Source organism: Dickeya sp. ws52, from assembly GCF_007210685.1.
GTDB classification, from domain to species: domain Bacteria; phylum Pseudomonadota; class Gammaproteobacteria; order Enterobacterales; family Enterobacteriaceae; genus Dickeya; species Dickeya chrysanthemi.
Genome location: NZ_SZVX01000035.1, coordinates 1 through 10,341 on the forward strand (window position 1 = coordinate 1; position 10,341 = coordinate 10,341).

Here is a 10,341-nt window from a genome sequence, read left to right on the forward strand (position 1 = left end):
TCAAAAAATGATGAGGCTATTGTCGTCTACCCACTGGATCGTTCAACCGATCATTTGCTTAACCGATCGGTGTTAGCGCAGTGGCGGGTTATTTGCTCTGTAGCCAGCAGCTTCGCGGGCCTCAGGCTTACAGCGTGGTGAAATTCTTCTTTTAGCGAATTGATTATACGACATGTTGAATATTCTATCAAACCGACGTTTGAATAGCCGAGTTTACTGTCTATAATGCTCCTCAGCTAAATTAAGTAAAGCCCGTGAAACCGCTCCTGAGCGTAGCCAGATCAAGCTCTTCAAACCGAATTTGGATATAAACAGAATACCTGAACCATCGGCAAGTAGGTGGTAAAAGTATAGCCCTCTCCCGGATTCGCACCCGGAAGCCTGGGCGGCAGCGTGGTGAAATTCTTCTTTTAGCAAAGTGAATAGCGTAACCGGAAGGGCGGAATAGAGGTATGGGGACCGCTTAGTAACCTACGCGCCACAGAGATGGAGGTGCGGGGGATGATGAAGCTTATTATTGCGATTCTGAACTTGATTGCTGAAATATTGCAATTGATCAACTGGTTCCTTTAATAGGGCTGGAACCTGCAACAGCGCAAGCTTGATCAGGTAAAACTGCAAAGTTTATAGCCGTCCTTCAGGGCGGCTTTTTTGTAAAATCCCTATAAACCTAAAATCAAGCCACATATCGGTACGCCAGCTTCAAAAATCGATCTATTGTTGTCGGCAATGCATGATACTTTGATCTATAAAACTATTTCCCGGCTAAGACAAAAGCGGCCATACTAGGCGGCGCCGCGCAATTCAGCGCGACACTGGCGCGGGGCGCCCCGGCCTTTTACTGATGATGTCAACCTGCCTTATGGAAACCTGGAAACTCAACCTCTTCGCCGCCTGGCTGGGATGCTTTTTTACCGGCATGGCCATGAGCCAGATATTGCCGTTCCTGCCGCTCTATATCGAGCATCTGGGGGTCAGCGATCATACCGCCCTCAATTTGTGGTCGGGGCTGGTGTTCAGTTCCTCGTTTTTGGTTTCCGCCATCGTCGCGCCGTTGTGGGGCAGCCTGGCCGACCGCAAGGGGCGCAAGCTGATGTTGCTGCGCGCCGCGCTCGGCATGTCTATCGTCATGGCGCTGCAAGGCCTGGCCACCAACGTCTGGCAACTGTTTATTCTGCGCACGCTGATGGGGCTCACTTCCGGCTACATTCCCAATGCCATGGCGCTGATTGCCTCGCAGGTGCCGCGCAACCGCAGCGGTTGGGCGCTCGGCACACTTTCTACCGGGCAAGTCGCCGGCGTGTTGATTGGCCCGCTGCTTGGCGGTTTTATGGCCGATACCATCGGCCTGCGCATGGTATTTTTCGTGACCTCCGCCATGCTGTTTATCTGCTTTCTGATTACGTTGTTCGCCATTCGTGAAAACGCGATTAGCGTCGGCAAAAAAGCACAGCTCAGCGGCCGGGCGGTGTTCGCCTCGCTGCCTTATCCGTTGCTGATTATCAGTTTGTGTTTCACCACCATGATGATTCAGATGGCGAACGGCTCCATCAGCCCAATCCTGACGCTGTTTATCCGCGACCTCTCGCCCAGCATTGATAACATCGCCTTCGTCAGCGGCGTTATCGCCGCCGTGCCGGGGGTATCCGCGCTTTTATCCGCATCGCACCTTGGCCGGCTGGGTGATCGCATCGGCTCCCAGCGGATACTGATCGTGGCGTTATTCGCGTGTGCGTTGCTGTTCTTTCTGATGTCGGCGGTACAAAGCTCGGTCCAGCTCGGGATTTTACGCTTTGCGCTGGGGTTCGCCGACGGTGCATTGATGCCGGCGGTGCAGGCGCTGCTGGTGAAATACAGTAGTCAGCAAGTCACCGGACGCATTTTCGGTTATAACCAATCCTGTATGTATCTGGGTAACGTGGTCGGGCCGCTGCTCGGCTCCACCGTTTCCGCCACGCTGGGCTATCGCTGGGTATTTCTGGTGACAGCGTTGCTGGTGCTGATTAACGGCATCCAGTTGATGGTGAGTTTCGCCCGTCAGCCCAAGAAAGCCTGATGGGTTCAGGGAAGCCCGATAACGGCTTCCCGTTGTCGTCGCCCCATCTCGGATTGTTCATCCTGCTTTCATGTTTCTGTCATCCTCGTCGCCAAAGATAGCGCCTGTGCAAACGTATGCACTCCTGACAAAAGGCGCTCACTATGTTTGGCAAGAATATGTTTGGCAAGAACGTGTTTGGCAAAAACGAGTCTGAACAAAAAACATCTGGCAACACCACGCTCTCACACAGTAAGACTTCTCTTTCCCGTCTGTTGCTCGCCGTGGGTCTGGCGTGCGGCATGACGGCGCAGGCCGCTGATTTGGTCATCGCCGGGCGCGACGACGTTTACGGCAAAGCACTCGACAGCACACTGGCTCGCTTTCAGCAACAGCACCCCGGCAAGCAGATCGAACTGCTGAAACTGCCCTACGCCAACCTGTATGAAAAGCTGGTGATCTCCCTGCGGGAAAACGCCTCGGCCTACGACCTGATGTTGATGGACGACAGTTGGAGCCCGGAATTCGCCGGTAACGGCTGGCTGCAACCGCTGCCGGAAAGCCTGCAAAGCAGCGACTTCATTCCGGCGGTGCTGAACGTCTCGCGCGTGCCGGAAAACAGCGGCCCGGCGTACAGCCTGCCGGTGGTCGGCAACGTGGCGATGTTTGCTTATCGTCAGGATCTGTTCGACAAGCACCAGCTCAAGGCGCCCACCAGTTGGGACGCGGTATTAAGCGATGCCAACGCCCTGCAACAGCAGGAGCCGGGGGTTTCCGGCGTGGTGTTCCGCGGCATGAAAGGCAACCCGATCGTTTCCGGCTTTATGCCCATGTTATGGGCCTACGGCGGCAATGTGATTACCAACGGCAAAGCGTCGCTGGATTCCCCGCAAGCGCTACAGGCGCTCAATACCCTGAAAGCGCTGAAAGCCTTCGCTCCTACCGGGGTTGAAGTGTACAACGCCGCCGATGTGCGCCAGGCGATGGAACAGGGCAAAGCGGCGATGGCAATCGAAGTCTGGCCGGCCTGGGCCGCAACGCTGGACGACGCCGCCAAATCCAAAGTGGTCGGCAACATGACGCTACAACCCGCACCGGGGCAGAACGCCGGCCCGTCGCCGATGCTCGGTATCTGGCAGATGGCGATCGCCAAAAACAGCCGGCACAACGAACTGGCGCAACAATTCCTGAGCTACCTCACCAGTGCGGAAAACCAGAAAGCGCTGGCGCTGGAACTGGGGCTGCCGCCGACTCGCCGCAGCGTCTATCAGGATGCGCAGGTGGTGCAGAAATACCGGTGGTATCCGGCGCAACTGGCGGCGCTGGAAGCAGGCAAGGCGCGCCCGCGTATCCGCAACTGGCAGGAAGTGGAAAGCATCCTCGGCGACTATCTGCAACTGGCGTTGATGGATCAGATGCCGGCGCAAGTCGCGTTGCAGCAGGCCAATCAGAAGATCGCGCAAGTACTGAAGTAATCCGCACCGAAATTACTGTTGTCGGGCGGGCTACGGCCTGCCCATGCAAGGACATCCCATGCATTTTGATTCCCGCTGGCAACGCTGGCTGCTGCTGATGCCCGCCGCCACGCTGCTGCTACTGCTGACGCTCTACCCCATCGGCCAGATGCTGCTCTACTCGTTCAGCAAGGTCGATTACGCCGCCGCCAGCCGCAGTTGGGTCGGGCTGGAGAACTATCGCCAGTTGTTCGCCGACTGGTTCTTCACCACCAGCCTGAAAAACACCCTGCTGTTCTCGTTCGGTAGTTCGCTGTTGCAGGTGCTGCTGGGGCTGGCGTTGGCGCTGTTGCTGTACCGTCATTTTCCCGGTCGCCAGTGGGTGTTGAGCCTGCTGATTTACCCGATGATGATCTCCACGCTGGTGTGCTCGGCTATCTGGCGCCTGTGGTTTCATTACGATTTCGGCCTGCTGAATAATTGCCTGACCGCGCTGGGGCTGATGCCGCAACCGTGGTTGTCCAGCCCGCATCTGGCGCTGTGGTCGCTGATGTTGGTGGATATCTGGCAATGGACGCCGATGGCTTGTCTGATCATTCTCGCCGGGTTGCAGGGCATCCCCAAAGACATACTGGAAGCGGCGCAAAGCGACGGCGCCAGCGGCTGGAAACGGCTGTGGTACGTCACGCTGCCGCTGGTTCGCCAGCCGATTATGCTGGCGCTGCTGTTACGCTCCATCGACACCTTCAAGCTGTTCGACAAAGTATACGCTCTGACCGGCGGCGGCCCTGGTTACGCCACCGAAACGCTGTCGCTGTATATCTATCAGCAAGGCTTCAAGTTCTTCAATCTGGGGCTCGCCAGCGCCGGCGCGGTGATCATGCTGCTGTTCGCCGCCGCCATGAGCCTGGTCTACGCCTGGCAGTTGCTGCGCGGAGGGAAAAACGCATGAGACTCCCCTACTGGCTGATGGCGCTGCGTGCGCTGGCGCTGACCGTCGCGCTGCTGTTTTTCACCCTGCCGATCCTGTGGATGGCGGCGACGGCGTTTAAGTCCACCGCCGAATTCGCAAGCCTTGCCAGCCCGTTCTGGCCGCAACAGTGGACGCTCACTCACTTAAAAAGCCTGCTGGATAATGGCGTCGGCGCGCGGCTGTTTAATACGTTGTGGGTGGCCGCCGGCGCTACGGCGTTATCGCTGCTGACCGGGTTTCTGGCTGCCTACACGTTGGCGCGCCACCGCTTCCCGGCACGGCTTGACAGCCTGTTCCTGCTGTTGGTGCTGCTTGTCAAGATGATGCCGCCGATGGTGGTGGCCATCCCGCTTTATTCCCTGCTCAAGTCGCTGCACCTGCTCAACAGCCTGACCGGGCTGATGCTGGCTTATCAGGTCTATACCCTGCCGTTTTGCATCTGGATGCTGCTCAGTTTTATCCGCGATGTGCCGCTGTCGCTGGAAGAGGCGGCGGCGATGGACGGTGCCGGGCTGTGGCGGCGGCTGCGCTACATCGTGCTGCCGGTGTGCGCTCCCGGTCTGGTCGCCACGGCGATCTTCACCCTGATCATGGCGTGGAACGAATTTCTGTTCGCCCTGCTGTACCTGCAAACCCCGCAGCAGTTCACCCTGCCGCTGTTTATCGCCAACTTTATGACCGAAAACCAGATCTACTGGGGAGAGCTGATGAGCATCGGGTTGCTGTCTTCACTGCCGGTGCTGCTGGTGGCGGGCTTTGTTCAACGTTATTTGCTGCGCGGCTTTGCCGTCAGCCAGAAATAGGACTCGCGGATGAGTGAATTACGATTACATCAAATCGCCAAACGCTATGGTCGTCAGCCGGTGCTGCACGGCATCGACCTGCATATCCGGCAGGGCGAACTGGTGGTGTTCGTCGGCCCGTCCGGCTGCGGGAAATCAACGCTGCTGCGCACCATCGCCGGGCTGGAACAACAAGACAGCGGGCAAATCCTGCTGGGCAACGAGGATATTTCGCGCCAGCCGCCGGGCCAGCGGGAAATGGCGATGGTCTTCCAATCCTACGCGTTGTACCCGCACATGACCGTGGCGGAAAACCTGGGCTTCGCGCTGAAGATGGCGGGCGAACGACGTCAGGTGATTAACGATAAAGTGGCGCAGGTGGCGGAGATGCTACAACTGACGCCGTTGCTGGGCCGTAAACCCGGCGCACTTTCCGGCGGCCAGCGCCAGCGGGTGGCGATTGGCCGCGCCATCGTGCGAAAACCGCGCCTGTTTCTGTTTGACGAACCGCTGTCCAATCTGGACGCCAAACTGCGCACCCACACCCGGGTGCAGTTGAAGGCGCTGCATCAGCAATTGGCCGCCACCATGATTTACGTCACCCACGATCAGGTGGAAGCGATGACGCTGGCCGACCGCATCGTAGTGCTGCACGAAGGCCGCATCGCGCAGGTGGGAACGCCGGAAGAGCTGTATCACCAGCCTGCCACGACCTTTGTCGCCGGGTTTATCGGCACGCCGGAAATGAACTTTTTTCCGCTGTCGCCCGGCCAAACGCCGTCGCCCAATCAAACGCTGTCGCCGTGGCTGCAACGGCTGGCGCATGATGAGCGCGCCGTGACCCTCGGCATTCGCCCGGATGCCTTCGAGATTGCCGAAGGTATCCCAACCTTTCAGGTCGATCTGGTGGAAAACCTGGGCGCGCAGTATCACCTGCATGGCCACTTCATCCATGAACCTGGTATGAAACTGGTGGTGGAAAGCCGCACCCCGGTGCGCCTCGGTCAGGAGCTGGCGCTACAGGTGGCGCCGGCACGCTGTCACTGGTTTGATGCCGACGGCCGGCGTTTACCGTCGTCGCCTCACGCCGGGCAACAGGAGTACAGGCATGGAGCTTGACATCCTCGGCAGCGGCGAAGCCTATGACAGCCAGCGGGTCAACGCCGCGATCCAGGTCAGCGAAGGCGGATTCCAACTGCTGGTAGATTGCGGCCCGACCGTACCGCAGGCGCTGTGGCAGCGCCAGACCGCGCCGGACGACATTCACGCCATCTACATGACTCACGCCCACCCCGACCATGTACTCGGCCTGACCACCTGGCTTAACTGGTGCGAATCCTGCGGGCGCACCGCGCCGCTGACCCTTATCGCGTCGCGTCAGCAACGGCCGCAGTTGCAGCGTCTGGCGGATTTCGCCTTCTGGCCGGCCGGCCGGCCGCTGTTTAGCCTGAACTGGCAGAACAGCGAAAGCCTGAGCGAACTGGGACCGTGGCGCTGCCAGACCGCACCGACCCGCCACTCGGTGCCCAACCGTTCGCTGTATCTCAGCGGCGAACAGGGGTCGCTGTTCTACAGCGGCGACGGCCAGGTCACCACGGCCGGTGCAGCACTACTGGCGCAGGCGGATCTGGCGCTGGTGGAATGTTTTTCACTGCAAGCCATGAACAACACCGGGCACGGTAACTGGCCGCAGGTACAGACGCTGACGCGCAAACCGGGTGCGCTGCTGGGCCTGTACCACGTACAACAGTCGCAAAAAGCGGCGCTGCAACAGGTTATCGCGGCCTCGTCCGGCGTATTTCTGCCGGAACAGGGCGACCGGGCGCACTGCCGCAACGGTGGCTGGCACATTATCAGGGAAGCCGGACATGAATAAAAAACGCATCACCTCGATTGATGTCGCTCGCTGCGCCGGTGTTTCGCCATCGGCGGTGTCGCGCACGTATTCTGCGCCGGGCAAGGTCAGCCAGGCGACCCGTTCAAGGGTGCTGGCGGCGGCGGATGCGCTGGGCTATCGCCCCAATGCGCTGGCGCGGGCGCTGGTCAATTCCGGGCGGCACGGCTCCGGCATCGTGGCGGTGGTGATGGGCGAATTCGATAACCCGTTCCAGCCCTGGCTGTTTAATCTGCTGACGCAGGCGCTGCAACAACACGGCCTGGTGCCGATGCTGGTCAGCGTCACGGAACAGTGCGATATCCGCTCCCGGTTGCAGCAAGCGCTGTCATGGCAGGTGGAAGCGGCGATTATTTCCGCCGGCAGCCTGTCGCAGGAAACCACCGAGCGCTGTCTGGAGCTGTCGCTGCCGATGGTGTTGATGGGCCGGGAAGACCAGCGGGAAACCGTTACCGCGGTGCTGTCCGATAACCGGCTGGCCGGCGAACTGGCGGCCGACCATCTGATTTCGCTGGGGCTGACCCGGCTGGCCTATATCGCCGGTCGTCAGGATGGGCAGGCTTCGCTGGAACGTTTGGCGGGTTTTCGCCGGCATCTGGTCAGCCGCGGTCGGCCGGAGCCAATCGTCGCCGATAACCTGGATTACGCTTACCACAGCGGCTACCGCGCCATGTGCCGCCTGCTGCAACGGCACCCGGCGGTGGAAGGCGTATTCTGCGCCTGCGACGCGTTAGCCTTCGGCGCGCTGGATGCGCTCAGGCTAAACGGCGGCCCGGCCTGCACGGTGGTGGGATGCGACGATACGCCGCAAGCTGCCTGGGAAGGCTACCGGTTAACCACGGTACGCCAACCGGTGGAGCAACTGGTGGCACAAGTAATACACCATCTGCAACGGGTGCTGAGCGGCGAAGCGCAACGCGGGGAAACCGTTCGTATTCAACCAACGCTTACCATCCGTTAGACTCGCGGTTATCGGGCAGTCATCGTCGCCCGATAACCGTGCTCCTTTTCCATCAGCCGTTATCCACGCCGTATCGGATGATTGTGCTCCATAAAATCCAGAAAACGGCGCACCATCGGAATACCGGCACTGCGTTTGAGATAGCTTACGGCAAAGGTACGGGTGATCGGCGTAGCAACCGGACGAATGGCGATATCGTACCCCTTCAGACTCGTTGCCACCGACGTGCACAGAAACACCACCCCGCCGTGATGCATCACCAAATCCATAATGATGTCGAGATTGCTGCACTCGCGAAAGCAGGTATCCGCCAGCCCGGCACGGCTGAACGCTGCCGACACCGCCGCATGTTCGCCGGTGCCTTTCTGCGGCACAATCGGCCGCTCCAGCGCCAATTGCTCCAGCGTCAGGCTGGGGTGCTCCGCCAGCGGATGGCCGGCCGCCATCACCGCCACCAGATTGTCATCCTGGAAAATGGTGTGATTAAACAGCGGATCCTGCAAATAATCATCAAACGGCGTAGAGAGCGACACGTGAATCTCGGCGTTTCGAACCTTTTCCAACAGGTCGCTGCTGACGCCATCAATAAAAGACAACTCAATATTCGGGTGCTGTTTCTGAAATAGCGTAAACACATCGTAGTATGTCAGCCGGTTGAAGATAGGAATCACCCCTACCATCAGGGCGCCATCCTGACTTTCTTCGTACGATTGCACAAATTGCTCGACGTCATAATACTCGCGAATCAACGGCTTGATTTTTTCGTCAAACGCCTCGCCGAATGGCGTTAACGCAAACTGGCGGGTGGTGCGGTTAATCAGTTTTCGTTCCAGCTCCTGCTCCAGCCGGGATATTTCCTGAGAAAGAAAAGCCTGTGAGATATTGAGTGATTTAGCCGCACGGGTAAAACTCCCTTTCCGTACCAGCTCATGGTAATAGAGTGCTCGTTTTATACTTATCATGATTATATTTATTTATAACCTTACCGAATACTAATTATATTAACTTGCAAAAATACTAATGTGAGATTAAGCACATTTGCATTAATCCCAGCTATGATAGCCTGCATGTTGATTTTTCCTGCATTCCTCTACCTACTGGCATATTGATTCAATAAACAAGCATTGGATAATAATTTTTTAAGGAATAATTCATGCGTACCCCGCCACTTAAGATGTTACTGTTATCTTCCGTTATAATCGCCACAGCCGCTCAGGTTACCAATACGATGGCAGCAGACAACATCCATGAACTGACCCTGACGCCGCGCCAGCCGTCGGTTAAACTGATTTCCGACGTGGTTTACGCTCAGGTGCCGATTCGTGGCTACCCCAACGTCGCCTTGAAGATGGATATCCTGCAGCCGGAAACAAAATCACCGCAACCGGCCGTGCTGTTTATTACCGGCGGCGGCTTTGTTAACGCCAATAAAGATAACTACATCCAGCAACGGCTGAAACTGGCGGAAGCCGGCTACGTGGTCGCCAGCATGGAGTACCGCGTCGCCCCCACCGTGATGTTCCCGGCACCGCTGGAAGACGTGAAATCCGCCATTCGCTATCTGCGCGCCAACGCCGATAAATTCGGCATCGATGCCGGTCATGTGGCAGTGTTCGGCGCTTCCGCCGGCGGCTATCTGGCGGCATTCGCCGGCACGACCAGCGGCAACAAGCAATTTGACCGTGGCGAACACCTCAGTCAAAGCAGCCAGGTGCAGGCGGTGATCGACTTCTACGGCCTGTCGGACCTGACCCGCGTCGGCGAAGGCTTCCCGGACGAGGTCGTGCAGAAACACACCTCGCCGTCCGCCACCGAAGCGATTTGGGTCAACGGCACCTCAGTGTTTAATGAGGGCGGCCCGATTACCCGCTTCCCGGAGAAAGCCGCCGCCGCCAACCCCATCAACTATATCAGCAAGAACACGCCGCCCTTTTTAATCATGCACGGCAGCGCCGATACGCTGGTTTCCCCGCGTCAAACCGAAATCCTGCACCGGGCGCTGGTAGCCCAAGGTATTAACAGCACCTACTACGTGGTGAAAGGTGCGGAACATGGCGGCGTTTACTGGATGCAACCGGAAATCATGCAGAAAGTGATTCAGTTTCTGGACCGTCAGTTGAAGCCATAATCGGCTGATAGCCATTTCTCTGGAACACGTCAAACGCGAGGCTGTTGACAAACAGCCGGGTTGTCTTGTGAACGGTGAAGTTTGCCTATTCAGTGAATGGTTTCGTGCGGGATA

General features: G+C 58.1%; 9 protein-coding genes. 8 read left to right on the forward strand and 1 reads right to left on the reverse strand.

Features of this window, described 5'->3' with window-relative positions:
• Positions 1-862: 862 nt before the first annotated feature.
• From FDP13_RS21105 to FDP13_RS21135, 7 genes are all read left to right on the forward strand, one after another.
• Positions 863-2,056 (forward strand): multidrug efflux MFS transporter, encoded by a 1,194-nt coding sequence (locus FDP13_RS21105; protein ID WP_012770909.1) that lies wholly within the window; start codon positions 863-865, stop codon positions 2,054-2,056.
• Between the two features lie 143 nt (positions 2,057-2,199).
• Positions 2,200-3,510 carry an ABC transporter substrate-binding protein gene (locus FDP13_RS21110; RefSeq protein WP_143840343.1) on the forward strand — a complete coding sequence of 437 codons (1,311 nt, stop codon included), beginning with the start codon at positions 2,200-2,202 and terminating at the stop codon, positions 3,508-3,510.
• A 58-nt stretch (positions 3,511-3,568) separates the two neighbouring features.
• The gene (locus tag FDP13_RS21115) at positions 3,569-4,441 is read left to right on the forward strand and encodes a carbohydrate ABC transporter permease (RefSeq protein WP_027712956.1); all 873 of its coding nucleotides are present in this window, start codon (positions 3,569-3,571) and stop codon (positions 4,439-4,441) included.
• Positions 4,438-5,265 (forward strand): carbohydrate ABC transporter permease, encoded by an 828-nt coding sequence (locus FDP13_RS21120; protein ID WP_143840344.1) that lies wholly within the window; start codon positions 4,438-4,440, stop codon positions 5,263-5,265. The genes FDP13_RS21115 and FDP13_RS21120 overlap by 4 nt, the downstream gene beginning before the upstream one ends.
• Before the next feature lie 9 nt (positions 5,266-5,274).
• Positions 5,275-6,363 carry an ABC transporter ATP-binding protein gene (locus FDP13_RS21125; RefSeq protein WP_143840345.1) on the forward strand — a complete coding sequence of 363 codons (1,089 nt, stop codon included), beginning with the start codon at positions 5,275-5,277 and terminating at the stop codon, positions 6,361-6,363.
• Positions 6,353-7,120 (forward strand): MBL fold metallo-hydrolase, encoded by a 768-nt coding sequence (locus FDP13_RS21130; RefSeq protein WP_143840346.1) that lies wholly within the window; start codon positions 6,353-6,355, stop codon positions 7,118-7,120. The genes FDP13_RS21125 and FDP13_RS21130 overlap by 11 nt, the downstream gene beginning before the upstream one ends.
• Entirely contained in the window at positions 7,113-8,099 is a 987-nt protein-coding gene (locus FDP13_RS21135; RefSeq protein WP_143840347.1) for a LacI family DNA-binding transcriptional regulator, read from the forward strand. The genes FDP13_RS21130 and FDP13_RS21135 overlap by 8 nt, the downstream gene beginning before the upstream one ends.
• 59 nt (positions 8,100-8,158) lie before the next feature.
• On the opposite strand, the gene FDP13_RS21140 is transcribed toward FDP13_RS21135, so the two are convergent.
• Positions 8,159-9,061, reverse strand: a complete 903-nt coding sequence (locus FDP13_RS21140; RefSeq protein ID WP_012770916.1) for a LysR family transcriptional regulator — start codon at positions 9,059-9,061, stop codon at positions 8,159-8,161.
• A gap of 191 nt (positions 9,062-9,252) precedes the next feature.
• Between FDP13_RS21140 and FDP13_RS21145 the strand changes: the two genes are divergently transcribed.
• Positions 9,253-10,227 carry an alpha/beta hydrolase gene (locus FDP13_RS21145; RefSeq protein ID WP_143840348.1) on the forward strand — a complete coding sequence of 325 codons (975 nt, stop codon included), beginning with the start codon at positions 9,253-9,255 and terminating at the stop codon, positions 10,225-10,227.
• Positions 10,228-10,341 lie beyond the last annotated feature (114 nt).

Coding starts and splice junctions, on each gene's coding strand:
- FDP13_RS21130 (WP_143840346.1), top strand. CDS start 6,353: ATGGAGCTTGACATCCTCGGCAGCGGCGAAGCCTATGACAGCCAGCGG.
- FDP13_RS21125 (WP_143840345.1), top strand. CDS start 5,275: ATGAGTGAATTACGATTACATCAAATCGCCAAACGCTATGGTCGTCAG.
- FDP13_RS21120 (WP_143840344.1), top strand. CDS start 4,438: ATGAGACTCCCCTACTGGCTGATGGCGCTGCGTGCGCTGGCGCTGACC.
- FDP13_RS21140 (WP_012770916.1), bottom strand. CDS start 9,061: ATGATAAGTATAAAACGAGCACTCTATTACCATGAGCTGGTACGGAAA.
- FDP13_RS21110 (WP_143840343.1), top strand. CDS start 2,200: ATGTTTGGCAAGAATATGTTTGGCAAGAACGTGTTTGGCAAAAACGAG.
- FDP13_RS21135 (WP_143840347.1), top strand. CDS start 7,113: ATGAATAAAAAACGCATCACCTCGATTGATGTCGCTCGCTGCGCCGGT.
- FDP13_RS21115 (WP_027712956.1), top strand. CDS start 3,569: ATGCATTTTGATTCCCGCTGGCAACGCTGGCTGCTGCTGATGCCCGCC.
- FDP13_RS21105 (WP_012770909.1), top strand. CDS start 863: ATGGAAACCTGGAAACTCAACCTCTTCGCCGCCTGGCTGGGATGCTTT.
- FDP13_RS21145 (WP_143840348.1), top strand. CDS start 9,253: ATGCGTACCCCGCCACTTAAGATGTTACTGTTATCTTCCGTTATAATC.